Source organism: Geodermatophilus sp. DSM 44513 (assembly GCF_032460525.1).
Taxonomy (GTDB): Bacteria; Actinomycetota; Actinomycetes; order Mycobacteriales; family Geodermatophilaceae; genus Geodermatophilus.
The window spans coordinates 2217289-2240210 of record NZ_CP135963.1 but is presented as its reverse complement, the minus strand read 5'-3'; the positions used below and the strand labels follow the sequence as shown (position 1 = coordinate 2240210).

The window sequence follows — 22922 nt, the reverse complement described above, 5'->3', positions numbered from 1 at the left end:
GCAACGACGGGGAGAGACAGCCGGGGGATCAGGCCCGGCGACCGACGGCCGCCCGCGCGGCACGGGCGGTGCTCCGCTTGGCGCGGACGGCGCCGCGGGGGGCGACCGGCTCGGCGCCTGCGGCCAGGGCCAGCCGGCGGTAGGAGTCGTAGGAGAGCGTGAGGTACTGCACGGCGAGCGCCTCGGCCTCCTCGCGGCGCGACGGGGGAGCGGTCAGCCGCAGGTGCTGGCCGGTGCGCACGGCGTGCTTGGCGAAGGTGACCTGCAGCGCCTGGCTGGACAGCTGGGCGCCGACCGCGGAGGCCGGGCCGGGGCCGCGGCGCAGGGCGGGCAGCACCCACGGGCTGTCGGCGAGGGCGGGGAACCGGGCGCGGCAGTCCTCCCAGGCGTGCCAGGCGGTGAGCGCGCCGGGCACCGACCACTCGCCGTCGTCGGTGCGGACGACGACCCGCCGTGCGGTGGGGTGCACCTGGTCGCGGCGCAGGGTGCGGAACTGGCCCACGGTCGCCGGCCAGCCCAGGGCCAGCGCGCACCACGCCACGGTGCGCAGGTGCTCGGGGTCCTCGCTGCGGACCGAGGACAGCGGTCGCAGCTCCAGGGTGGGCGGGTCGGGCTCCGGCGTCCGCACCGTCGCCAGCGCGATGCCGCCGTAGCGGGCCACCTTGCTGTAGAGGGCGACGGTGGCCGGCTTCCAGCCGCGCGCTGCCGCGACCGGGTCCAGGCCCTCCTCGGCGAGCGCGTCGGGCCCCATGCCGACCTCGAGGGCGGCGTCCACCAGCCGGCGCCACTGCGCCTCGTAGCCCGGGGGGACGGGGAGGCGCTGCCAGGCGCGCTCCGGTGGCGGGGCCGGCATGGCGGGCAGGGGCGGCGTCCAGCGGGCGACCATGCCCGACACACTACCGTTATGCCCAACAATTTTGTTGATATACGCGGAGGGAAAACAAGACAACGACAGGAAAAGCTAGGCGACGACCGACCCGATGGTGGACGTCGGCGCGCGGTGCCCCCGCCCGGTCGCGATGCTGATCACCGTGCGGACGGTGGGTGTGGAGGAGGAACTGCTGGTCGTCGACGACGCGGGGCGCCCGGTGCCCCTGGGCCCGGCCGCACTCGAGGTGGCGGCCGGCCGCGGCGAGGGGGAGACCGTGGCCGCGCACGACCGCGTCGAGCTGGCGGACGACGCGGGCGGCGGCGACCCGGCGGGCCGGCTGGTGCCCGAGCTCAAGGCCCAGCAGCTGGAGTTCGGCACCCGCGTCTGCACGGCGCTGGACGACGTCGCCGCCGACCTGCGGCACTGGCGGGGCCGGGCGGACGCCGCGGCCCGGAGCGTGGGGGCCCGGGTGGCGGCGCTGGCCAGCTCCCCGGTGCGGGTGGAGCCGCTGGACACCCCGGGACGGCGGTACGCGCGGATGGCCGACACCTTCGGGCTCACCGCGGCCGACCAGCTCACCTGCGGGTGCCACGTGCACGTCTCGGTGCAGGACGACGAGGAGGGCGTGGCGGTGCTCGACCGGATCCGCGTCTGGCTGCCGGTGCTGACCGCGCTGACCGCCAACTCGCCGTTCTGGCTGGGGGAGGACAGCGGCCACGCCAGCTACCGCGCCCAGGCGTGGGGCCGCTGGCCGTCGTCGGGCCCCACCGGGCTGTTCGGCGACGCGGCCGGCTACCACCGGGTGGTCGCGGACCTCCTGGCCACGGAGACGATCGTGGACGCCGGGATGCTGTACTTCGACGCCCGGCTGTCCGAACGCTGGCCCACGGTGGAGGTGCGGGTCGCCGACGTCGCGTTGCACGCCGGGGACGCGGTCACCCTCGCCGGCCTGGTGCGCGGGCTGGTGGAGACGGCGGCGGGGGAGTGGCGGGCGGGCAGGCCGGCGCCGGCCGTCCGCAGCGAGGTGGTGCGCATGGCCGGCTGGCGGGCCAGCCGCTCCGGTCTCACCGGCGACCTCGTGCACCCCGCCACCGGGCGGCCCGCGCCGGCGGCCGTGGTGGTGCGGGCGCTGCTGGAGCACGTGCGGCCCGCGCTGGCCCGCGCCGGGGACGAGCGGAGGGTGGCCGACGGCGTCGCCACCGTGCTGCACCGGGGCACCGGCGCGGACCTGCAGCGGCGGGTGTTCGCCGACACCGGTGACCTGACCGCGGTGGTCCGCGCCTCGGTCGAGGCGACCCACGGCTGAGCGAGCACCCGCGGCCGGCGGGCTACTGTCCCGCCATGGACACCGCCCGCTGGCGCGACGTCGTCCGCCGGGACCTCTTCGGCCGCCGTCCGGACCCCCGCGACCGCGCCTACCGCACGGTCATCCGGCTGGTGCTCGTCGCCTTCCGGCTGCTGGGCTTCCGCTTCGACGTCCGGGGCAGCGAGCACGTTCCCGCGGCGGGCGGTGCGGTGGTCTGCAGCAACCACGTCAGCTACCTGGACTTCACCTTCCTCGGGCTGGCCGCGCTGCCGCGGCAGCGGCTGGTGCGGTTCATGGCCAAGGAGTCGGTGTTCCGCCACGGCGTGTCCGGGCCGCTGATGCGGGCGATGCACCACATCCCGGTCGACCGCCGGGCGGGGGCGGCGGCGTTCGACCTCGCCGTCCGCGCGCTCAAGGACGGCGAGGTGGTCGGTGTCTTCCCGGAGGCGACGATCAGCAGCAGCTTCCAGGTCAAGGACCTCAAGGCCGGCGCGGCGCGCATGGCGATCTCCGCCGGCGTGCCGGTGCTGCCCGCGGCGGTGTGGGGTGGGCAGCGGGTGTTCACCAAGCACCACCCGCTGGAGCTGCGGCGCGGCGTGGCGGTCACCGTCGTCCTGGGCGAGCCGATCCACCCCGAGCCGGGGGAGGAGCCTCGCCAACTGCTGCAGCGCATCCGCACGGCGATGGAGGCCCTCGTCGACTCCGCCCAGCGCACCTACCCGCAGCAGCCGGCCGGCCCGGAGGACCGGTGGTGGCAGCCGGTGCACCTGGGCGGCACCGCACCCACGCTGGAGGAGGCCGCGCGGCTGGACTCCGGCGACGTCCGCGGCACCCGCCCGCGGACCAGCCCGCTGGGCCGGGTCCGGGCCCTGGTGCGCCGCCCCCCGACCCGCTAGTCCACCACCGGCGGGGCGAGCAGGCGGAAGGCGTCCAGCTCCACGTCGTACCAGCGCCGCACCCGGCCCAGCGGCGTCATCCCCAGCCGGGCGCACACGGCCGCCGAGGCGGTGTTCCCGGGCCGGACGACGGCGTAGACCTCCGGCAGGCCCGCGGTGAAGGCCCGGTCGACCACGGCCCGGGCCGCCTCGGTGGCGTAGCCGCGACCCCAGCTGTCCGGGTGCAGGTGCCAGCCGACCTCCACCTCGCCCACCCCGCCGGGCAGCGGCTTCAGCAGCGCCGTGCCGGCCACCGTCCCGCGCCCGGCGACCTCCACGGCCCACACGCCGGCGCGGCCGTCGGCCCGGCCCACAGCGCGCCAGCGGGCGAGCAGCTCCAGCGGCGGCACCGACGGCGGGCCGCCCAGCCAGCGGGTGACCTCCGCGCGGCCGTAGAGGTCCAGCAGGCGGGCCAGGTCCACCCGGCGGGTCGTCCAGGGGCGCAGCCGCAGCCGGGCGGTGCGCAGCTCCGCGCCGTCGGGCCCCACGCCGTCCTGCCTACCGCCCTGGGCCCGCGGCGGCCACCGGACGCCGCACCCCAGCGACCGGCCGCGGCCGGGGCCGTGGTGTCCTCGTCCCGGGGTGCGGCCCGCGCCCGGGGACGGAGGGACGGGACGTGACGGACAGCCTGCTGGTCACCCACGTGACGGTGGGCGACCGCGCCGGCCGCGCGCTGCTGGTGCGGGACGGCGCGATCGCCTGGCTCGGTGACGCCACCGACGCACCGGCCGCCGACCGGCGGGTCGCGGGCGAGGGCGCGCTGCTCACCCCGGCGTTCGTCGACGCCCACGTGCACGCCACCGCGACCGGCCTGGCGCTGACCGGTCTCGACCTCCACTCGAGCCTGAGCCTCTCCGACGCCGTGGCGAAGGTGCGGGCGCACGCCGCCGCGGCACCGTCGGGGACCCTGCTGGGCACCGGCTGGGACGAGACCGGCTGGCCGGAGGGCCGCGGCCTCACCCGGCACGACGTGGACGCCGTCGTCGGGGACCGGCCGGCCTACCTGGCGCGGGTCGACGTGCACTCCGCCACGGTCTCCACGGCCCTGCTGGAGCGGGTCCCGGGCATCGGCGGGCTCCCCGGGTTCGACCCGGACGGGCAGCTGCGGCTGGACGCCCACCACGCCGCCCGGCAGGCCGCCTACGGCGCGGTGGACGACGGGCAGCGCCGCGCCGCGCAGCGGGCGACGCGGGACACCGCCGTCGCCCTGGGCATCGGCAGCCTGCACGAGATGGCCGGCCCGGAGGTCTCCGGCGCCGACGACCTCGCCGGCCTGCTGGCCCTCGCCGCCGCCGAGCCCGGGCCCCGGGTGCTCGGCTGGTGGGGCGAGCTCGCCGAGCGCGGTGGGCTGGACGTGGTGCGCGAGCTGGGCCTGGCCGGCGCCGGGGGCGACCTGTTCTGCGACGGCGCGCTCGGCTCGCACACCGCGGCGCTGCACCGGGCCTACAGCGACCGACCGGGGACCACCGGGCACCTGCGCTTCGACACGGCGTCCCTGGTCGACCACGTGCGGGCCTGCACCCGCGCCGGCGTGCAGGCCGGGTTCCACGTCATCGGGGACGCCGCCGTCGACCAGGTGCTCGCCGCCGTCGGCGCGGTCGTCGAGGAGCTGGGCGCGGCCGCGGTGCGCGCGTGCCGGCACCGCCTGGAACACCTGGAGATGGTCGGCCCCGACGTGGTCGGGCGGATGCGGGACTGGGCGATGGTGGCCAGCGTGCAGCCGGCCTTCGACGCCACCTGGGGCGGGGACGCCGGCATGTACGCCGAGCGGCTCGGTGTCGACCGGGCGCTGGCCACCAACCCGTTCGCCGAGCTGGCCGACGCCGGGGTGGCCCTGGCCCTGGGCAGCGACGCCCCGGTCACCCCGCTGGACCCGTGGGGCGCGGTGCACGCCGCGGTCGACCACCACGCGCCGGCCTCGGGGCTGCGACCGTTCGACGCGTTCGACGCCGCCACCCACGGCGGCTGGCACGCCGCCCGCGCCGAGCACCCGCAGGGGCCGCTGGCCGTCGGGGCGCCGGCGGACCTGGCGCTGTGGGCGACGGGGGAGACGCTCTCGGCCGTCCTCGCCGGACGGGCTCGGCCGGCCTGCCGCGGGCTGCTGGTCGGCGGCCGCCCGGTTCACGACCTGAGCTGACCGTCCCTGCACGGTCGGTACAGCCGCTGTAGGTGGCGCGAACGGGTGGCCACACCCGGCCTTCCGCGCGCGGAAGGCCGGGCCCGGGGACCGGGGTGGGATGCTGAAGGAAGGTCAGCTGCCGGGGTGGTCCCCGGACGCACGGGAGCACGGGGAGGCGCGGGTGCCGACAGCGTCACCGACCGGCACCCTGCCGCGGCCTCCCGGCCCGGCGCCCGCGCGGGCTCCCCGTGGGCGGTGGCCGCGGCGCACCGCACTGGCCGCCGCCGCGGGGCTGCTGCTCCTGCTGAGCTTCCCCGGGTGGTCCCTGTGGTGGCTGGCGCCGCTGGGCCCCGCCGCGCTGGCACTCGCCGTCTCCGGGCAGCGCGCCCGGGCCGGCGCCTGGCTGGGGCTGGTCTGCGGGCTGGTGTGGTTCGTGCCGCTGCTGTCGTGGAGCGGGATCTTCGTCGGCGCGCTGCCGTGGCTGGCGCTGGCCGGCGCCCAGGCGGTGTTCCTGGCCCTGCTCGGCGCGGCGACCGCCGCGACGTCCCGGCTGCCGCTGTGGCCGCTGTGGGCGGCGGCGCTGTGGGTGGCCCAGGAGGCGCTGCGCGGCCGCGTCCCGTTCGGCGGCTTCCCGTGGGGCCGGGTGGGCTTCAGCCAGACCGAGGGCCCGTTCCTGGCGTTCGCCGCGTACGGCGGGGTGCCCCTCGTCGGCTTCGCCGTCGCGCTCACCGGCACGCTGCTCGCCGCTGCCGTCCTGTCGTCGACCCGCGGCGGACGGCGGGGTGCCGCGCTCGCGCTGGCCGGCGCGCTGGCCGTCCCGGCGCTCGGCGGGCTGGCCTGGCTGCCGCTGCCCGGCTCCTCGCTCACCGCGGGCGGGCCGACCCGGACGGTGGCCGTGGTGCAGGGCGACGTCCCGCAGCCGGGCCTGGAGTTCAACGCCCGCCGCCGGGCGGTGCTGGACAACCACGTCGAGCAGACGGTGGCGCTGGCCGAGGCGGTCGCCGCCGGCGAGCAGCCGCAGCCGGACCTGGTGGTCTGGCCGGAGAACAGCTCCGACATCGACCCCTACCGCAACGCCGACGCCGCCGCGCGGATCGACACCGCCGCCCGGGCGATCGGCGCGCCGGTCCTGGTCGGTGCGGTGGTCGGCGGGCCGGGGGAGTACGTCAGCAACACCGCGATCGTCTGGGACCCCGAGACCGGGCCGGGGGACACCTACGTCAAGCGGCACCCGGTCCCGTTCGCCGAGTACATCCCGCACCGCGACTTCTTCCGGCTGTTCAGCGACAAGGTCGACCTGGTGCGGCGGGACTTCGCCGCCGGCGACGAGGTGGGGCTGCTGGAGCTGGGCGGGGCGCGGGTCGCCGACGTCATCTGCTTCGAGGTCGTCTACGACGGCCTGGTGCGCGACGGCGTCCGGGCCGGCGCCGGGATGATCGTCGTGCAGACCAACAACGCCACCTTCGGCTACTCCGCCGAGAGCGAGCAGCAGGTCGCCGCCGCCCGGGTGCGGGCGGTGGAGTTCGGCCGCTCGGTCGCCCTGGCCTCCACCAGCGGCATCTCGGCGGTCATCGCCCCCGACGGCTCGCTGGCCGCCGCCTCGGGGCTGTTCGAGCCCGCGGTGTTCGTCGAGGAGATCGCCCAGCGGGACGGCACCACCCCCGCCGAGCGGCTGGGTGCCGGCCCGGAGTGGCTGCTGTCGGCCCTGGGTGCCGGCGCGCTGCTCGCGGTGCTGCTGCCGGGCCTGCGCCGCCGGCGGGATCGCGGGGGAGCGGTGTGAGCGGCCCGCGGGTGCTGGTCGTCGTCCCCACCTACGACGAGGTGGAGAACATCGAGCCCATCCTGGAGCGGCTGCACGTCAGCGTCCCGGACGCGCACGCCCTCGTGGTGGACGACGGCTCCCCGGACGGCACCGGGGAGCTCGCCGACAAGCTGGCCGCCCTCGACCCCCGGGTGCACGTGCTGCGGCGGACGGTGAAGACCGGGCTGGGCCCCGCCTACGTCGCCGGTTTCCGCTGGGGCCGGGAGCGCGGCTACGACGTCCTGGTGGAGATGGACGCCGACGGCTCGCACCACCCCGAGCAGCTGCCCGACCTGCTCGCCGCCCTGACCGACGCGGACCTGGTGCTGGGCTCGCGCTACGTGCCCGGCGGCGCGGTGGAGGACTGGCCGGTGCACCGGCTGCTGCTGTCCCGGGCCGGGAACACCTGGACGCGGTGGTCGCTGCGGCTGCCGCTGGCCGACGCCACCGGGGGCTTCCGTGCGGTGCGCGGCGAGCTGGTCGACCGGCTGCCCTTCGACGACGTGGCCAGCCAGGGCTACTGCTTCCAGGTCGACTGGGCCTGGCGGGCGGTCCGGGCGGGGGCCCGGGTGGTCGAGGTGCCCATCACGTTCACCGAGCGCGCGTACGGGCGGAGCAAGATGAGCCGCTCGATCGTTCAAGAGGCGTTGGTACGGGTCACCTGGTGGGGCCTGCAGGACCGGCTGGCCGACCGGCTGCCGGGCCGGGTCCGCCGCCCCGTGCCCGGACGGGTCCGCGACGGCGGGCGGTCGACACGGGTCCGGTAGGCGGACGCGGGGGCCGCCGGCCGGGGCGGGGGAGAGGGAGAGCCGTGGGACACCGCGTGCGCGTGCTGGCCGCCCTGTGGGTCGTGGCCGAGGTCGTCGTCTTCGTGCTGGTGGCCTCCTGGATCGGCGTGGGGTGGACGCTGCTCGCCGCCCTCGCCACGACCGCCCTGGGCTGGACGCTGCTGGCCCGGCAGGGCACCCGGGCGCTGGCCGAGCTGCGCGAGCGCGCCCGGGAGCGCCGTGCGCCCGGACGGGCACTGGGCGACGCCGGGCTGATCGCCGCCGGCGGGCTGCTCATGGTGCTGCCGGGCTTCGTCGGCGACGTCGTGGGCCTGCTGTGCCTGCTGCCCCCGACGCGGTTCCTCGTGCGCGCGCTGCTGGTCCGGGCGGTGACGTCGCGGCTGCCCGTCGAGCTGCGCGGCCCGGTCCGGGTGCGCAGCGCCCGCGCGGAGGGGGCCGGGTACTCGGGGCGCCCGTCCGGGTCGGGGTCGCACGCCTCCGGGCTCGGGCGGCCGCTGGTCATCGAGGGCGAGGTGCTGCGGGAGGGACCGGTCCGCGACGACCGGGTCGGCTGACACCCGGCCCGAGACGGCGAACGGCCCCGGTGGGGAGTCCCACCGGGGCCGTCCTGCGTCGTGCGGTCCGTTCAGCTGGCGCGGGTCCGCCGGCCGCGCAGCACCTCGAGACGCTCGGCCAGGACCTCCTCGAGGTCCTCCACCGAGCGGCGCTCCAGCAGCATGTCCCAGTGCGTCCGCGGCGGCTTGACCTTTTTGGGGGCCGGCTCGGTGCCGCCGACCAGCTTCGCGGCCGCTCCGTCGAACTTGCACTCCCAGGTGTCGGGGAGCTCCGCGTCGTCCGCGAAGGGCACGGTGAACAGGTGACCCGAGGGGCACCGGTACTCCGCGTACTGCCGCTCGATGGGGGCGGTGTTCCGCTCGGTCTCGTAGCTCACGCTGCCCAGTCGGCTGCCCCGCAGGGAACGCTCGCCCATGGCACACCGTCCTCTCGTGCTGGTGGTGTCGGTCCGGACTCACCGTCGCAGCAGGTCACTACCCACTGAGCGGAGGGGATCACGAGGACCAACGACAGAGTTCGCGGAGAGATTCCGCGGATCCGGTCCCGAATCATCGCATGGGGTGGTATGCCGACCGTCGACCACCCCCCGACGGGGGAGGAGTGGGCCGCCCGCCGCGGCCTCAGGGCAGGGCGAGCTGCCCGGGGCCGGCCGGGTTGGGGCCGAGCTGGCCCTGCACGTGGTGGCGGCGGCACAGCACCTGGTAGTGCACCTCGGCGTCCCGGTCGTCCGGCGCCGGGGTGGGGGAGGTGTCGGCCACGACGACCGTCCGGCCCTCGCGCACCACCTCCCCGGCCACCACCCGGGCGTTGAGCAGACCCGGCAGGCCGCACCAGCACAGCACCTCGACCTGGATGCGCTGGACGTCGTCGGCGACCTCCAGCAGCCGCTGGGTGCCGGGGAACAGCCGGGTGCGGAAGTCGGTGGTCAGCCCGAAGGCGTAGACGTCGACGTGCGACTCGTCGACGAGCTCGGCCAGCTGGTCGACCTGCCCGGGTTCGAGGAACTGCGCCTCGTCGACGATCAGGTAGTCGACCCGGTCGCCCGCGGCCCACGAGTCGCGGACCAGCAGCCGCAGGTCGGTGCCGGCGCCCACCTCCAGCGCCTCGCGGCACAGCCCGACGCGGGAGCTGATCCGCGGCTGCGCGGAGCGGTCGCCCTGGGTGAGCAGCAACCCGTGCCGTCCCTGCCGGGCCTGGTTGTGGTCCACCTGCAGGGCCAGCGTGGACTTCCCGCAGTCCATCGGCCCGTGGAAGAACCGCAGGTGCGCCGGCGCCGGGTGGCGGCGGCGGTCGCCGGCGGCAGGGACGGCTGCCGGCAGCGGCTCGGTGGCCGCGCTCACAGCCGCTCCGGCGGGGTGTTCCCGGCGGCGAGCACGGCGCGGCGGACGGGCAGCGCGGCCAGCGCGGCGAAGCCGGCCACGAAGAAGACCACCAGGCTGACGATGGCCAGCCGGTAGGAGCCGGTGAGCTGGTAGGTCAGCCCGAACGCCAGCGGGCCCAGCCAGCTGGTGCCGCGGTCGCTGATCTCGTAGAAGCCGTAGTACTCCGCCTCCTTGCCGGCCGGGATCAGGTGGCTGAACAGCGACCGGGACAGCGCCTGGGTGCCGCCCTGCACCAGCCCGATGACGGCGGCCAGCGCGTAGAACTGCCCGACCGCGCCGGCCTGCAGCCAGAAGGCGGCGAGCAGCACGCCGATCCAGGCGAGCAGCGCGCCGAGGACGACCCGCTTGGCGCCGTAGCGGGCGGCCAGCCGGCCCAGTCCGAGGGCGCCGGCGATGGCCACCACCTGCACCATGAGGATCGCGCCGGTGAGCACCGACTGCTCCAGGCCCAGCTCCTCGACGGCGTAGGTGGCCGACAGCGAGATCACGGTCTGGACGCCGTCGTTGTAGAGCAGGTAGGCGCCGAGGAACCACAGGGTCAGCGGGAAGGCCCGCATCTCGCGCATCGTCGTCGCCAGCTGGCGGAACCCGCTGCGCGGGCGCCCGGCGGCCCCGCGCACCGGCCGGTCGCGCAGCCGGGAGACGGTGAAGACGGTGAACGCCCCCCACCACAGGCCGGCGGTGGCCAGGCAGATCCGCACCGCCTCCCCGGTGGTCAGGCCCAGGGACGGTGCGGCGAGCACCAGGCCCAGGTGGACGGCGAGCAGCAGCGCCCCGCCGACGTAGCCGAATGCCCACCCGCGGCTGGACACCGCGTCGCGCTCCTCGGGGCCGGCCAGGTCGGGCAGCCAGGAATAGTAGACGACGGTGGCCGCCCCGAAGCTGATGTTGGCCACGACGAACAACACCGCGCCGAGGAGGTAGCGGCCGTCGGCGACGAAGAACAGCCCGGTCGTGGCCAGCGCGCCCAGGGTGGCGAAGCCGGCCAGCAGCAGGCGCTTGCGCCCGGTGCGGTCGGCGACCGCACCGGTCAGCGGCAGCACCAGCACCTGCAGCAGCACCGACGCGGACAGCACGTAGGAGAACCAGCTGCCCGGGGGGATCCCCAGCCCGAGCAGGCCCAGCCGCCCGTCGGGCCCGGCCGCGTCCTCGGCCACCGCAGTCAGGTACGGGCCGAGGAAGACGGTGGTGACGCTGGTGTTGAACACCGACATCGCCCAGTCGTAGGAGTACCAGCCGAAGCGCTCCCGGCGCAGCGCCGGGTCGGCGGGGGGCGGCGGGTGCCCGGTGGTGGCGGCGGTCGTCACGGCCGCAGGGTGTCAGCAGGGGGAGGGGCCGTCCAGCAGGTGTTGGTCACGCCGGGATGTCGCCGCCGGTCACGCGGCCGGTCGTCCCGTCCACTGCCCGCGGCGCTGCAGCAGGGCGCGCAGCATGGCGGGCCGGTCGGTCATGACGCCGTCGACACCGAGGTCCAGCACCCGCGTCGCCTCCTCCTCGGTGTCGACGGTCCACACGTGCACCTGCAGGCCCTGGGCGTGCGCCGCGGCGATGAACCGCTCGTCGACCAGCGCCCGGCCGCCGAGCTGCAGCGGCACCTGCGCGCAGCCGGCCGGGATGCGCACCAGCCCGGCGGCGCGGGGGGAGTAGGAGGACAGCCGCAGCGCGGCCACGCCCCGCGGGCCCAGCGAGGTGCACACCCCGGGGCCGAACACCCGTCGCGCCGCGGCGACCCGGGCGTCGGAGAAGGACGCCACGCAGATGCGGTCGGCCACCCCGAGCCGGCGGACCGTGCGCGCCAGGGGCGCCACCACGCCGGGTGCCTTGACGTCGAGGTTGAAGCGGACGTCGGCCCAGGCGCCGAGCAGGTCCTCCAGGCGGAGCACCGGCTCACGCCCGCCGATGCGGGCCCCGGACAGCTGCGCCCAGGTCAGCTGGTCCACCCGGCCGGTGCGGTCGGTGACCCGGTCCAGGACGGCGTCGTGGAAGACGACCGGGACGCCGTCGGCGGTCACCCGGACGTCGGTCTCCAGGTACCGGTAGCCCATGGCCACGCACGCCTCGAAGGCCGGCAGGGAGTTCTCCAGGTGCTCGATGGCCCCGCCCCGGTGGGCCATCGCCAGGGGCGTGGGCCCGTCGAGGAACGCGTACCGTGCCGGGACCACGACGACACGCTAACGCCGCAGGTCCGCGGGCCGACCAGGGCCCGCAGCCCCCGCTCCGGTGCGCGTGGGGCCCCGGGGGCACCGGACGCGGCGTGTCCTGCGGTCCTGTCGGTGCCGGCGTCTACGGTGCGCACCGTGGCACAGCGAGACGGGGTCCGGACGATCCACGCGGAGGCCCGACCCGGGACGCCGCCGGCCCGCGACGGCGAGCGCCGCTGCGGCTGGTGTCGCCGGGTGCTGCCCGAGCAGGGCTCGGTGGGGCGGCCGCGGCAGTACTGCGGGCAGGCCTGCCGGCAGCGCGCCTACGAGCAGCGGGCCGCGACGACCCGGGCCGGGTTGTCCGGTGACGTCGTGCTGGTCACCCGCGCTGAGCTCGACGGTCTGCAGGACCGGCTGTACCAGCTGCGCTGCGCCATCGAGGACGTGCAGACCGTGCTCGGCGAGCGGCACACCAAGGCGGAGCTGGAGCGGTCGCTGCAGGAGCTGGTGCGCTCCACCGGACGGCTCGACCGGCTCTGGGTCTCCGAGCGCGCCGCCGGCTGAGCGACGCACCCGGCGGCGCACCGATCGGCCGGTGGGTGCGTCAGTTGTCGGCGTCGTCGTTGCCGTTGCCCTGCTCGACACCGTCCTCCTGGTCGTTGTTGTCCGGCAGGTTGTCCCGCGACGGGTCGTTCTCGTCGTTGTTCTCGGTGTTGGGAGCCGTCCCGTCGGTGGTGCCGTCGCTCTGCTCACCGCTGCCGGCAGCCGAGCAGGCGGTCATCGTCGCGCCACCTCCGAACAGCGCCAGGGCGGTCACGAGCGCGGCGATCGGGCGTCGGAGTTGCATGCTCCGACCCTAAGCAGCAGCCGTGCCGTGTGCCCGTCGAGATGTGGCGACCCTCCCGGTATAACGTCACTGTGACGTAAATCGGCAGGTGTCGGCGGGTCCGGGGGAGCATGGCCCCGGGTGGTCTGTCAGCGCCGGCGACGGATTCATCGACAGTGAGCCGGTCGCAGGTCGGTCGGGGTCCGTGGCCGCGACCGCGCCGCCGCCGACGACAGTCGGCCGCACCGACGGCGTCCGGTCGCGGTGCCCGGTCGCGGTGCCCGGCGGATTGCCGTCCAGGACCAGCCCGGCGTCTCCCGACCGGTCGCCGAGAGCGCCGGCAGGATGACCGGTCAGTGTGACGGATCGCCGTGCCGACACGTCACCACGTCGGCGGGTCGGCGTGACATCAGGACGACAACTCGGTAGGCCTCGGACTCTTGTCGGCGCCTCTGGACGACTTAAGCCGATAATGCACATTATGTCAGGTAGTGGAGAGCGGGACCGCTCCTCCGTCAGCCGAGGATCCGCACGTGGCGCACTGCCTGGGCGATGAGTATCCGGTCGAACGGGTCGCCGTGGTGGCGTGGCAGGGCGCCGGCGGCCAGACCGTCCTCGACGGTCGCCGGCGGTCCCTCGACGCCGTGCCGTCGAGTTCGCGCTCGAGCCCGTCCGAGAGGGTGAGCAGGATGTGGGTGTCCAGCAACGACGTCACGGGCTGACGTCGCCGTGGAAGGCGGCGATCAGCTCCTCGGGCGTGTCATCGAAGTCGTCGGCGATCCGCACCTGCCCCCGCCATGAGCCCGGGGTCCGCGGCGCGGTCCGGCTGGTCACCGGGACCAGCCGGACCACCGGCTTGCCGGCCCGGGCGATCACGACGTCCTCCCCCGCCTCGACGGCGTCGAGGAGTCGGGAGAGGTGCGTCTTCGCCTCGTGGACGTTGACGGTCGTCGACACGTGACGAGCGTAGGACTGAGTCGGGCTCGGCCAACCTGTCGCGCCCGAGGGTCGCCACCCTGTCCGGGGTTCCGTCACGTGACGATCCCGCCCGGCGGACGTGGGCCGCGAGCGGGAGCTCGCCACCGGCGAACGGCGTCCGGCGAGAAGAGCCCAGGTGCTCAGGCACGGCGACGCACGACGGCAACCAGCACTCCCGCCACCGCCGTGAGCAGCAGAGGGTGCAGGAAGCCGAACACCTCGAAGCCCGAGTCCCACCCGGTTGACCGGTACCGCGCGACGCAGACGGCGGCCGCGACGAACTGGGGCCACCAGGACGGACACCGCCACGGACAGCACCAGCACGCCCAAGACGCCGATCTCCCCCGGCACGCCGCGGTCCGGTGCCGCGGGTGGTCCTGGCTCGGTGCCCCGGGGCACCGTCACTCCTGTCGGGTGGCGAACGGTGGGGGCCGCACCGAGGTACGTCATCCGGCCCGGCCGTGGAGCCGCAGGACAGGAGTGCGCCGACTCCCCCACCGCCCCCCCCCCCCGACTCAGCGACTGGAGACGGCCACCCGCAGCCCGAGCGCGACGAGCACCGTCCCGCTGACCGCCTCGAGCCGCCGGCGGATCCGCGGATGCCGGAACCAGTCGCCGGCCCGCGCGACACCGGCGGCGAGCGCCAGGTAGAGCCCGGTCTCCAGGGTGACCTGCAGCAGGCCCAGCAGCGCGGTGGTCGTGAAGACCGGCCCATCAGCCGGCACGAACTGCGGGTAGAACGCGATCATGAACACCGCGGCCTTGGGGTTGGCCAGCTGCACCACCAAGCCCTCCCCGAACGCCGACCACCAGCCGTGCCGGGCCATCGGCGCCGGGGTGGGGACCTCTCCCCCGCGGTCCCGCCAGGCCGCGCGCCAGGCCCGGACGCCGAGGACCAGCAGCACGGCCGCGCCCACCACCCGCAGCACCAGGTAGGCGACCTCCGAGGCGGCGACCAGCGCGGCGAAGCCGGCTCCCGCGAACAACGCCCACACGTAGAGACCGGCCTCCAGACCCAGCACGGTCGGGACGGCGGCCGGCAGCCCGCGCAGGGCGGCCCGCCGGATGATCAGGGCCATCGCGGGCCCGGGAGAGGCCGAGATGAGCAGCACGGCCAGCACGAAGGCCGGCAGCGAGGAGATCACGTCCATGCCGGCATGGTGGCCCGCGCTCCCCTGTCCGGTCGACGGTGTTTTTCGTTGACGTCGCCGTCGTCTGTGCTCGTGCAAAGTTTAATAGCATTTGTGTTCGGGATAACGGATACGACGTCCTGTGAACCGATCGGGTGCGCCTGAGCTCTGCACATCGGCAGCCGCAGGCGGCCGGCTGACCGGGGACACGACTCCGGGATGGTGGCGGCTGGGCCCACCCGCCGGTGCGGGGTGCAGTCTGCTGCTCGAGCCCCACTCCCCCGGCCGGCGCAGGCCGGTGAGCGGGACGCCGGCGCGTGCGGCGCTGCGACGAGGTCGGTCGGGGCCGCCTCCCTCGCGGCCGGGAGGCCGGTCGCCCACCGGCGTGAGCGGCACCGCAGCGGCGGCCGGCGTCCGTGGCGGGCCGGCGGCGCCCCGAGTCGGGTCGCCGTCCTCTCGACCCTGGGCCACTCCCCCGTGTTGTTGCGTGGGGGTGTTCTTGGTCAAGCCGATTGTCAATATCGTTGGGGATAACGGACGTAAGGGGGCGTCACGAGCCAGGTGTCCCCAACCGGCTGGGGTTGACTGCGCGCGTGGACCTCGTCGCGCAGCTCTGGGACCGGGTCACCACCCCGCTCCCCCAGCTGTCGACGGCAGTGCTGCTCGGCGCACTGGTCGCCGCGGCCGTCGTCGTCGGCTCCCCCGCCCTGTGGCGGCCGGCCCGCACCGTGGTGACCATCGCCCACGAGGGCGCGCACGGGCTGGTGGCCCTGGCCGCGGGACGGCGGCTGGCCGGCATCCGGCTGCACTCGGACACCTCCGGGCTCACCGTGTCCGCCGGCCGCCCCACCGGCATCGGCATGGTGCTGACCTGCGCCGCTGGCTATCCCGGCCCGGCGCTGTTCGGTCTGGGGGCCGCCGCGCTGCTGGCCGCCGGGCACGCCGCGCTCCTGCTGTGGGCGCTGCTGGCCCTGCTCGCGCTGCTGCTGGTGCAGATCCGCAACTGGTACGGGCTGTGGGCGGTGCTGGCCACCGGCGCCGTCGTCCTCGCCGTGACGGGGTGGCTGCCGCCGGCCGGGCAGGCCGCGTTCGCCGCCGCGGTCACCTGGTTCCTGCTGCTGGCTGCACCGAAGACGGTGCTCGAGCTGCAGCGGGCCCGCCGCCGGCGGGCCGCCCCGGACTCCGACGCCGACCAGCTGGCCCGCCTCACCCGACTGCCCGCCGTGCTGTGGGTCGGGGTCTTCCTGCTCGTCGACGTCGGCGCGCTGCTGCTCGGTGGTTGGTGGGTCCTCGGCTGAGGCCGGCCTAGCCGCGGCCGCGCCGGCGGGGCGCCACGCCGGGCGGCTGGTGCACCTGGGTCACCTCGGGCGCGGGCGGGATGTCCGCGGCGACCTCCTGCTCGCCCACCGTCAGCCGCCGGCCGTGGTGGTGGACGTCGAGCGGCTCGCCCTCGCTCAGCCGGTAGGTGGCCCGGGTCGGCGTCACGGTGACCACCAGCAGCCGCCCCAGGTAGTTGAGCCGGAAGCGCAGCCGGCTGATCCGCTCGGGCAGCCGCGGGGCGAACGTGAGCTGCCCGTCGTGGTCGCGCATGCCGCCGAACCCGGCGACGGCGACCGTCCAGCCGCCGGCCAGCGAGGCAAGGTGCAGGCCGTGCCCGGAGTTGCCGTGCAGGTTCTGCAGGTCGGTCAGCGTGGCCTCGCCCCAGTAGTCGTAGGCCAGTGCCAGGTGCCCGGTCTCGGCGGCCACCACCGCCTGCTGGGTCGCCGACAGCGAGGAGTCGCGCACCGTCCGCGCCTCGTAGTAGGCGAAGTCGGCGGCCTTCTCCTCCGGGGTGAAGGCGTCCCCGCGCAGGTGCAGGGCCATCACCAGGTCGGCCTGCTTGATCACCTGCTTGCGGTAGATGTCGAAGTACGGGTAGTGCAGCAGCAGCGGGTAGCAGTCCGGCGGCGTGCTGGCGAAGTCCCACTCCTCGTGGTGGGTGAAGGCGTCGGACTGCATGTGCACCCCGCGCCGGGTGTCGTAGGGCACCGCCATGAGCGCCGCCGCCCGCTCCCACAGGGACAGCTCGTCCTCGGCGACGTCCAGCCGGCCGGCGACGTCGGGCTGCCGGTGCACCGCGGCGATCGCCTCGCGCAGGTTCCGCTGCGCCATGAGGTTGGTGTAGACGTTGTTGTCCACCACCGCGGTGTACTCGTCCGGGCCGGTGACGCCGTCGATGCGGAAGCCGTGCTCGTCGTCGAAGTGCCCGAGCGACGCCCACAGTCGGGCGGTCTCGATCAGCAGCTCGGCGCCGTGGTCGCGGTCGAACGCCTCGTCGCCGGTGGCGTGCCAGTACCGGACGACGGCGTCGGCGATGTCGGCGTTGATGTGGAAGGCCGCCGTCCCGGCCGGCCAGTACCCCGAGGTCTCCTCGCCGCGGATGGTGCGCCACGGGAAGGCCGCACCGGCCAGCCCCAGCACGCGGGCCCGCTCCCGGGCCAGCTCCAGGGTGGAGTGCCGCCAGCGCAGCGCGTCGCGGGCGGCCACCGGCGCAATGTAGGTGAGCACCGGGAGCACGTAGGTCTCGGTGTCCCAGAAGGTGTGCCCGTCGTAGCCGGGGCCGGTGAGCCCCTTGGCCGGGATGGGCTGGCGCTCGGCCCGCAGCCCGGCCTGCAGCAGGTGGAACATGCCCACCCGCACCGCCTGCTGCAGCTCCTCGTCGCCCTCGATCTCCACGTCGGCGTGCTGCCAGTGCTGGTCGAGGACCTCGCGCTGCTCGCGCACCAGCCGCTCGAGGCCGGCCAGCTTGGCGGTGGCCAGCGCCCCCTCGACCTGGTCGCGCAGCGCCGCCGCCGAGCGCCGCGACGACCAGCCGTAGGCCAGGTACTTGACGAGTCGGACCGAGGAGCCCTGCGGCAGCCGGGCGGCGAGGGTGAAGCGGGCGAGGTCGTCGGTGGCCTCGATGTCGGTGGTCGAGGTGTCGGGCACCTCCACCACGTGGTCCATCCCGGCGGCCATGCGCAGCCGGGAGCGCCGGGTGCGGTGCACCAGCACGGCGCGCTGGCCGCGGGCCACGGCCATCTCCCCGGCCAGCGGACGGTCCAGCGCGGCCGACGCCCGCGGGTCGTCGGTGCCGGTGTTGTCGACCGGCTCGTTGGCCAGCAGGTCCGACTGCAGCGCGATGTAGAGGTCGCCCTGCCCGTCGGTGCACTCGACGGTGTACTCGATCGCGGCGATCGAGCGGCGGCGCAGCGACACCATCCGGGTGCTGGTCACGCTGACCACCCGGCCGTTGGGCGAGCGCCACTCGGTGTGCCGGCGCAGCAGCCCGCGGCGCAGGTCCAGGGTGCGCCGGTGCTCGACGACCTCGCCGTAGTCCAGGTCCAGCGGGGTGTCACCGACCAGGAGCCGCACCAGCTTGCCGTCGGTCACGTTGACGACGGTCTGCCCCTGCTCGGGGAAGCCGTAGCCGGCCTCGGCGTAGGGCAGCGGCCGCTCCTCGAAGAAGCCGTTGAGGTAGGTGCCCGGGACGACGACCGGCTCGCCCTCCTCGAACGAGCCGCGCATCCCGATGTGCCCGTTGGACAGCGCGAACACCGACTCGTGGACGGCGAGCGAGGCGTGGTCCAGCCCGGTCTCTGTCAGCGCCCACGGCTCGACCGGGAAGTCCGGCCGGCCCTCCGTCACGGCTCCTCGTCCAGCAGCTCGGCGAGGTCCTGCACGACGACGTCCGCGCCGGAGGCCGCCAGCTCCGCGGCCTGCCCGACGCGGTCGACGCCGACGACGTGGCCGAACCCGCCGGCCCGACCGGCGGCCACCCCGGCCAGGGCGTCCTCGAAGACCACCGCCTCCTCCGGCGGCACACCCAGCGCCCGGGCGCCGGCCAGGAAGGTGTCGGGTGCCGGCTTGCCGCGCAGCCCCTGGGCGGCGGCGACCTCGCCGTCCACGCGGGCGTCGATGAGGTCGGCGAAACCGCCGGCGGCGATGACCTGCGCCCCGTTGCGGGAGGCGGTGACCACCGCCGTGGCCAGGCCGGCGTCCTTGACCGCGCGCAGGTAGCGCACCGAGCCGGGGTAGACCTCGACGCCGTGCTCGGCGAGCTCGGCGTGCACCAGCTGGTTCTTGCGGGTGCCGACACCGTGCACCGTGGCGGCGTCGGGCGGGTCGTCCGGCGTGCCCTCCGGCAGCGTGATCCCCCGGCTGGCGAGGAAGTCGCGGACGCCGTCGAGCCGCGGCTTGCCGTCGACGGAGCGGTTGTAGTCCTCCTGCGTGAACTCCCCGGCGGCCGGGTCGACGCGGGCCAGCACCTCGTCGAAGGTGCGCTTCCAGGCGGCCATGTGCACCGTCGCCGTCCGGGTCAGGACGCCGTCGAGGTCGAACAGGCACGCGCGGGTGTTGCCGGGGAGACCGAGCACGGCTGCGACGCTACCGGCGCCGGTCCACCCCCGCCGCGCCGGGAATCCGCAGTTCACCGACCCGCGGCCTCGTGCGGAGGCGCGCTGCCGGCCCGGTCCGGGGGCTCGTCCCGAGCCCGCGGGGGGCGAGGGGGACCGGGTCCTCTCACGGTGAGGGGTACGGGGTCCCTTCTCTAGGGTCGGACGCAGGGACGCGCCGTCCCTGCACACCCGACCCGCGAGGAGAGCACGCCATGGCCGACCGCCCGACGCCGCCCAGCCCCTACGACTTCCTGCCGCAGGTGCCGGGCTTCGAGCTGACCAGCACCGACGTCACCGACGGGGCGCCGCTGCAGGCGCCCCAGGTGAGCGGTGTCATGGGCGCCGGTGGGCAGGACCGCTCGCCGCAGCTGTCCTGGTCGGGCTTCCCGGAGGCCACCCGCAGCTTCGCGGTCACCGTCTTCGACCCCGACGCGCCCACCCACAGCGGCTTCTGGCACTGGGCGGTCGCCGACCTCCCGGTCTCGGTGACCGAGCTGCCCGCCGGGGCCTCCGACGGCGGCCTGCCCGAGGGCGCGGTGCAGCTGCGCAACGACGCCGGCTTCGCCGGGTACGTCGGCGCGGCGCCCCCGGCCGGCCACGGGCCGCACCGGTACCTCGTCACGGTGCACGCCGTCGACGTCGACCGGCTCGAGGTGACCCCCGACGCCTCGCCGGCCTACCTCGGCTTCCAGCTGTTCAGCCACACCCTGGCCCGGGCGGTGCTGGTCGGCACGTACGAGCAGCGCTGAACCCCCCGTTCCGTCACCGGGCGGTGACGGAACGGGCGCACTCGGCGTACGACACACGGTGTCACCCTGGCGGGTCAGGTCCCCGTCACCTGCCCGGCGGACGATGACGGCATGTCCACCGGCCGGGCACTGCCGCGCGCCCCGCGCGTCCTCCCGCCGGTCGCAGCACCCCTCGTGCTGCCCGTCGTGCTCCTCGCCCTGGTGCTCTCCGGCCTGCTCGCCCCGCGGGCCGCGGCCGCCCAGGAGGGCACCCCTCCGTCGGCCGTCGTCCCGTCGGTGACCGCCGCCTACGGGGACGTCGGCACGCTGGCGGTCGTGGTCGCCCGGCAGCAGGAACGCCTCGCGGGCCTGTCCATCCGCGCCGCCGAGGCGGCCAGCGCCCGGATGCTGGCCACCCGGGCGAGCAGCGAGCTGGCCGACCGGCCGTTCCCGACCGCCTCCATGGTCAAGCTCTACCTCGCCGAGGACGTGCTGCACCGCGCCCGCACCGGTGCCGTGACGCTCACCGACCGGGACCGCGCGCAGCTGGAGGTGATGATCCGCAGCTCCGACGACCCGGCCGCCTCCGACCTCTGGGTGCGCTTCGACGGTGCGCGGGCCGTGCGCGACGTCGCCGCCCGCTACGGGCTGGCCGGTACCGACCCGCCGCGCCGGTGGGGGCAGTGGGGTGAGACGACCACGACCGCGAACGACCTCGCCTGGTTCCTGATCCGCCTGCCGGTCGTGGCCCACCCCGACGACGCCGCGGCCCTGCTGGGCTGGATGGGCACGGCCACCCCGATCGCCTCCGACGGCTTCGACCAGGAGTTCGGCGTGTTCGGCACCCTGCCCGAACCCGCGGTCAAGCAGGGCTGGATGTGCTGCCTGTCCGGCCAGCGGCACCTGCACTCGGTGGGCGTCGTCGACGACCGGGTGGTCGTGCTGCTCAGCGAGGTGCGCTCCTCGGTCGGCTGGGCCGACGCCGCGGCCGCCCTGGACGCCGCCGCGGCCGCGGTGCCCACCGGGCTCTGAGCCCAGCTCAGGGCCCGCCGGACAGGTCGGCCAGGCCCACCGTCGCCAGCCGGGCGAACCCGGTCCGCTCGTAGACCCGGGCGACGTCGTCGTCCCCGGCCACCAGGAACACCAGCTCGGCGGTCTCTCGGGCGTGCGCGGTCAGCGCCGAGGCCAGCCCCGCGCCCAGCCCGCGGCCGCGCAGCCGCGGCAGGGTGGCCACGCCGGCGATCTCGGTGACCTCGACCCCCTCGACGTCGACCGGGTGGTGGGTGCCGACCGCGACCGGCGCGCCGCCCTCCACCGCGACCATCATGACGGTGCGGCCGGTGGCGATCCGCTCGCGCAGCACCGCCGTCCGCAGTGAGCCGGGGGTCGTGCCGACGGCCGGCACGACCGCCGTGTCGCCGGCCTCCTGGTACGGGCCGGGGTGGGCGAACGCGATCGACGCCAGCTGCTCGTAGCGCGGCAGCTGCGGGTCGTCGGCACCGACCAGGTACAGCCGGACGCCGGAGGGCAGCAGCAGCTCGACCGGGTCCGCGGCCACCAGCAGCGGCGCGGAGTCCACGACGAGCCCCGCGGCCCGGACGGCGGCCTCCGCCGTCGGCGAGTCCTCGCACACCCACTCCACCGCCACCGGCAGCCCCGCGGCCTCCTGCAGCGCCGCGGCCGCGCGGACGTCGTCGGCGGTGACCCGCTCCCCCGGCCGGGGCCGGGCCGGGTAGGGCCAGGTGGGGCTGCCGACGGGCACGTCCAGGCCGCCCGCGGTCTCCACCCGCACGTCGGGCAGCGGCGCCGCGGCGAAGTACCGCTCGACGCGGTGGAGCAGCCCGGGGGGCAGGGACACACGCGCACCCTAGACGCCGGCGCCCCCCGTGGCCGCCGCCGCGGCCCGCCGCCCGCCTCCGCCACCCGGCCGGAGGCGGCCGCGGGACCGGACGGCACGATGTGCCCCGTGACGGCACTGGGATGGGCGGCGTGACCGCAGCGGCACGGCCCCAGGTGTCGCCCTACGCGGTCTTCGACCGGAACTCGTGGCGGGCGCTGGCGGCGGGCACCTCCCTCCCCCTGGACGCCGCCGAGCTGGCCTCGCTGGCCAGCCTGGGCGACCGCATCGACCTCGACGAGGTCACCACGGTGTACCTGCCCCTGGCCGGGCTGCTGCGGCTGCACGTGGAGGCCAGCCGGCGGCTGTGGGCGGCCCGCAGCGAGTTCCTCGGCGACGCCACCGCCAAGGTGCCCTACGTCATCGCCGTCGCCGGCAGCGTCGCCGTCGGCAAGAGCACCACCTCCCGGCTGCTGCAGACCCTGCTCGCCGCCGGCCCCGGCCACCCGCGGGTCGACCTGGTCACCACCGACGGGTTCCTGCTGCCCAACGCCGAGCTGGAGGCCCGCGGGCTGCTCGGCCGCAAGGGCTTCCCCGAGAGCTACGACCGGCGGGCGCTGCTGCGCTTCCTCGCCGAGGTGAAGTCCGGCCGCGGCGAGGTCAGCGCCCCGCTCTACGACCACCAGGCCTACGACGTCGTCCGCGACGGGCGGCAGGTCGTCGACCGGCCGGACATCCTCGTGCTGGAGGGGCTCAACGTGCTGCAGGCCGGCCGCTCGGCCGACGGCCGCGCCCCGGAGGTCTTCCTGTCGGACTTCTTCGACTTCTCCGTCTACGTCGACGCCCCGGAGTCCGACATCCGGCGGTGGTACGTCGAGCGGTTCCTCGCCCTGCGCCGCACCGCCTTCGCCGACAGCAGCGCCTACTTCCACCGGTTCGCCGGACTCACCGACGAGCAGGCCCGCGACACCGCGCTGGACATCTGGGCGGCGGTCAACGGACCCAACCTGCGCGACAACATCGCCCCCACCCGGTCCCGCGCCCGGCTGGTGCTGCAGAAGGCCGCCGACCACGAGGTCCGGCGGGTGCTGCTGCGCAAGATCTGACCCG

At 75.9% G+C, this 22922-nt stretch carries 23 protein-coding genes; 11 read left to right on the top strand and 12 right to left on the bottom strand.

All coding sequences use genetic code 11. The annotated features are described in order from the left end of the window. Positions 1 to 28: 28 nt before the first annotated feature. Entirely contained in the window at positions 29 to 886 is an 858-nt protein-coding gene (locus RTG05_RS10870; protein ID WP_166528639.1) for a hypothetical protein, read from the bottom strand. 145 nt (positions 887 to 1031) lie between these two features. Here RTG05_RS10870 and RTG05_RS10865 point away from each other — a divergent pair, with 145 nt between their 5' ends. Both RTG05_RS10865 and RTG05_RS10860 read left to right on the top strand, forming a co-directional pair. Next, complete coding sequence (locus tag RTG05_RS10865; RefSeq protein ID WP_315912542.1) at positions 1032 to 2177, top strand: glutamate--cysteine ligase; 1146 nt, start codon at positions 1032 to 1034, stop codon at positions 2175 to 2177. 35 nt (positions 2178 to 2212) lie between these two features. Then, positions 2213 to 3073 (top strand): lysophospholipid acyltransferase family protein, encoded by an 861-nt coding sequence (locus RTG05_RS10860; protein ID WP_166528638.1) that lies wholly within the window; start codon positions 2213 to 2215, stop codon positions 3071 to 3073. On the opposite strand, the gene RTG05_RS10855 is transcribed toward RTG05_RS10860, so the two are convergent. After that, the gene (locus RTG05_RS10855; protein WP_166528637.1) at positions 3070 to 3600 is read right to left on the bottom strand and encodes a GNAT family N-acetyltransferase; all 531 of its coding nucleotides are present in this window, start codon (positions 3598 to 3600) and stop codon (positions 3070 to 3072) included. The two genes, RTG05_RS10860 and RTG05_RS10855, sit on opposite strands and share 4 nt — an antisense overlap. A 128-nt stretch (positions 3601 to 3728) precedes the next feature. On the opposite strand from RTG05_RS10855, the gene RTG05_RS10850 reads away from it, so the two are divergent. From RTG05_RS10850 to RTG05_RS10835, 4 genes are all read left to right on the top strand, one after another. Beyond that, complete coding sequence (locus RTG05_RS10850) at positions 3729 to 5249, top strand: amidohydrolase (RefSeq protein ID WP_166528636.1); 1521 nt, start codon at positions 3729 to 3731, stop codon at positions 5247 to 5249. Positions 5250 to 5412: 163 nt separating this feature from the next. Continuing rightward, positions 5413 to 7011, top strand: a complete 1599-nt coding sequence (gene lnt / locus RTG05_RS10845) for an apolipoprotein N-acyltransferase (RefSeq protein WP_315912541.1) — start codon at positions 5413 to 5415, stop codon at positions 7009 to 7011. Then, positions 7008 to 7799 (top strand): polyprenol monophosphomannose synthase, encoded by a 792-nt coding sequence (locus RTG05_RS10840; RefSeq protein WP_166528634.1) that lies wholly within the window; start codon positions 7008 to 7010, stop codon positions 7797 to 7799. The genes lnt and RTG05_RS10840 overlap by 4 nt, the downstream gene beginning before the upstream one ends. A 44-nt stretch (positions 7800 to 7843) precedes the next feature. After that, complete coding sequence (locus RTG05_RS10835) at positions 7844 to 8374, top strand: FxsA family protein (RefSeq protein WP_166528633.1); 531 nt, start codon at positions 7844 to 7846, stop codon at positions 8372 to 8374. Between the two features lie 71 nt (positions 8375 to 8445). On the opposite strand, the gene RTG05_RS10830 is transcribed toward RTG05_RS10835, so the two are convergent. The 4 genes from RTG05_RS10830 to RTG05_RS10815 all read right to left on the bottom strand — a co-directional run bounded on the left by RTG05_RS10830 (position 8446) and on the right by RTG05_RS10815 (position 11919). Further along, positions 8446 to 8790, bottom strand: a complete 345-nt coding sequence (locus RTG05_RS10830) for an RNA polymerase-binding protein RbpA (protein WP_012948772.1) — start codon at positions 8788 to 8790, stop codon at positions 8446 to 8448. A gap of 205 nt (positions 8791 to 8995) precedes the next feature. Beyond that, positions 8996 to 9715 (bottom strand): thymidine kinase, encoded by a 720-nt coding sequence (locus tag RTG05_RS10825; protein WP_166528632.1) that lies wholly within the window; start codon positions 9713 to 9715, stop codon positions 8996 to 8998. Further along, complete coding sequence (locus RTG05_RS10820; RefSeq protein ID WP_166528631.1) at positions 9712 to 11064, bottom strand: MFS transporter; 1353 nt, start codon at positions 11062 to 11064, stop codon at positions 9712 to 9714. Before RTG05_RS10820 ends, RTG05_RS10825 begins: the two co-directional genes overlap by 4 nt. A 69-nt stretch (positions 11065 to 11133) precedes the next feature. Continuing rightward, positions 11134 to 11919, bottom strand: a complete 786-nt coding sequence (locus RTG05_RS10815; protein WP_166528630.1) for a glycerophosphodiester phosphodiesterase family protein — start codon at positions 11917 to 11919, stop codon at positions 11134 to 11136. 135 nt (positions 11920 to 12054) lie between these two features. On the opposite strand from RTG05_RS10815, the gene RTG05_RS10810 reads away from it, so the two are divergent. Continuing rightward, entirely contained in the window at positions 12055 to 12462 is a 408-nt protein-coding gene (locus RTG05_RS10810; protein ID WP_315912540.1) for a hypothetical protein, read from the top strand. Positions 12463 to 12502: 40 nt separating this feature from the next. Here RTG05_RS10810 and RTG05_RS10805 read toward each other — a convergent pair whose 3' ends face one another. The 3 genes from RTG05_RS10805 to RTG05_RS10795 all read right to left on the bottom strand — a co-directional run bounded on the left by RTG05_RS10805 (position 12503) and on the right by RTG05_RS10795 (position 14853). Next, positions 12503 to 12745, bottom strand: a complete 243-nt coding sequence (locus tag RTG05_RS10805; protein ID WP_166528629.1) for a hypothetical protein — start codon at positions 12743 to 12745, stop codon at positions 12503 to 12505. Between the two features lie 690 nt (positions 12746 to 13435). Next, the gene (locus RTG05_RS10800) at positions 13436 to 13681 is read right to left on the bottom strand and encodes a type II toxin-antitoxin system Phd/YefM family antitoxin (protein WP_166528628.1); all 246 of its coding nucleotides are present in this window, start codon (positions 13679 to 13681) and stop codon (positions 13436 to 13438) included. Positions 13682 to 14217: 536 nt separating this feature from the next. Beyond that, on the bottom strand, positions 14218 to 14853 hold the full coding sequence (locus RTG05_RS10795; protein WP_166528627.1) for a LysE family translocator: 636 nt from the start codon (positions 14851 to 14853) through the stop codon (positions 14218 to 14220). 572 nt (positions 14854 to 15425) lie between these two features. On the opposite strand from RTG05_RS10795, the gene RTG05_RS10790 reads away from it, so the two are divergent. Continuing rightward, positions 15426 to 16130 carry a M50 family metallopeptidase gene (locus RTG05_RS10790; protein ID WP_166528626.1) on the top strand — a complete coding sequence of 235 codons (705 nt, stop codon included), beginning with the start codon at positions 15426 to 15428 and terminating at the stop codon, positions 16128 to 16130. Between the two features lie 7 nt (positions 16131 to 16137). Here RTG05_RS10790 and RTG05_RS10785 read toward each other — a convergent pair whose 3' ends face one another. Together RTG05_RS10785 and RTG05_RS10780 are read right to left on the bottom strand one after the other, a co-directional pair. Continuing rightward, positions 16138 to 18498, bottom strand: coding sequence for a glycoside hydrolase family 65 protein (locus RTG05_RS10785; RefSeq protein ID WP_166528625.1), 2361 nt, complete (start codon positions 18496 to 18498; stop codon positions 16138 to 16140). Further along, positions 18495 to 19226, bottom strand: coding sequence for a beta-phosphoglucomutase family hydrolase (locus RTG05_RS10780; RefSeq protein WP_166528624.1), 732 nt, complete (start codon positions 19224 to 19226; stop codon positions 18495 to 18497). Before RTG05_RS10780 ends, RTG05_RS10785 begins: the two co-directional genes overlap by 4 nt. Positions 19227 to 19459: 233 nt before the next feature. Between RTG05_RS10780 and RTG05_RS10775 the strand changes: the two genes are divergently transcribed. After that, on the top strand, positions 19460 to 19996 hold the full coding sequence (locus RTG05_RS10775; RefSeq protein ID WP_166528623.1) for a YbhB/YbcL family Raf kinase inhibitor-like protein: 537 nt from the start codon (positions 19460 to 19462) through the stop codon (positions 19994 to 19996). 111 nt (positions 19997 to 20107) lie between these two features. Further along, on the top strand, positions 20108 to 21007 hold the full coding sequence (locus tag RTG05_RS10770) for a serine hydrolase family protein (RefSeq protein WP_166528622.1): 900 nt from the start codon (positions 20108 to 20110) through the stop codon (positions 21005 to 21007). A gap of 7 nt (positions 21008 to 21014) precedes the next feature. Here RTG05_RS10770 and RTG05_RS10765 read toward each other — a convergent pair whose 3' ends face one another. Beyond that, positions 21015 to 21833, bottom strand: a complete 819-nt coding sequence (locus RTG05_RS10765; RefSeq protein WP_166528621.1) for a GNAT family N-acetyltransferase — start codon at positions 21831 to 21833, stop codon at positions 21015 to 21017. A gap of 122 nt (positions 21834 to 21955) precedes the next feature. On the opposite strand from RTG05_RS10765, the gene coaA reads away from it, so the two are divergent. Beyond that, positions 21956 to 22918: a type I pantothenate kinase gene (gene coaA, locus RTG05_RS10760; protein WP_166528620.1), complete on the top strand. Its 963-nt coding sequence runs from the start codon at positions 21956 to 21958 to the stop codon at positions 22916 to 22918. Positions 22919 to 22922 lie beyond the last annotated feature (4 nt).